2 protein-coding genes are annotated in these 933 nt (G+C 47.4%); both read left to right on the forward strand.

Annotation, left to right across the window (positions count from 1 at the left end; all coding sequences use genetic code 11):
* The first annotated feature begins 342 nt into the window (after window positions 1–342).
* Window positions 343–567: a hypothetical protein gene (locus tag KZ793_RS21325; protein WP_225817121.1), complete on the forward strand. Its 225-nt coding sequence runs from the start codon at window positions 343–345 to the stop codon at window positions 565–567.
* A gap of 47 nt (window positions 568–614) precedes the next feature.
* A partial coding sequence (locus KZ793_RS21330; protein ID WP_225817122.1) for an ESPR domain-containing protein occupies window positions 615–933 on the forward strand: 319 nt, incomplete at its 3' end.

Here is a 933-nt window from a genome sequence, read left to right on the forward strand (position 1 = left end):
CTCATCACCGATTTACGACAATTGTCGCTTTTCCAGTAATTACATTCTGAAATTAAACATCATAAATGTGATACGCGTCACATAATTAACACAAAAAATGAAATTAATTTGAAATTATTAGTATTGGTTATTAAATGATTAATATTAATCTGTTTTTTATACAATATTGTCACAAAATAATCACATTGGCCTGTTTTTTGCTTGCAATATAACCCCTTGTTTTTGCTGCTATCTTAACCAACCCCCTATTTTAGATGCCCGGTTGATCATCAATCCTAGAATATTGATCGCTAAGCTAAATTCGTGGTTAATACCGCTTCGATATTGTGGAATAGAAAGTCAATGAAAAGCAGTATTTTAGTGTTTGCGGTTTTTTATAGCGTGATTTCAGGCAGTCAGGCCGCAGACCTCTCAGAACAACAACTCATTCATCAACAGGCGCGCCAGCAAGCTCTGGAAGCCCAATTGGCGCCACCCCCTGCGGAGGTTTACCTGTCTGTACCCAAACCCGCCGGTTTCCAAACCTCCCCGGTCACGGCCGGATTCAACCTGTATTGGCAGTATTAATTTAAATAACCCGGCTGCCAGTGGGTAGCGTGTGAGTGGAGTCAATCATGAACAAGCAGTTGTATCGTATTATCTTTAATCAGGCCCGCCAGCTGTGGATGGTGGTGGCCGAGATAGTGTGTGCCGGACGCGGACGAACGGAACGGGGACGCCGCGCTCGTCGCCCATCTCTGCCAGCGTGTCGTTGCCGGTTTACGGCGTTACGATTCAGTCTCTTGTTAGCGCTTGGCGGGATTTCACTCACCGCGCAGGCGGCGATTGTGGCCGATGGACAGGCGCCGGGGCGTCAGCAGCCGACCATCATTCACAGCGCCAACGGCACACCGCAGGTTAATATTCAGACACCCGGCGCCGACGGCGTTTCCC

The sequence above is a fragment of the Photorhabdus antumapuensis genome (genome assembly GCF_020387775.1).
GTDB lineage: Bacteria > Pseudomonadota > Gammaproteobacteria > Enterobacterales > Enterobacteriaceae > Photorhabdus > Photorhabdus antumapuensis.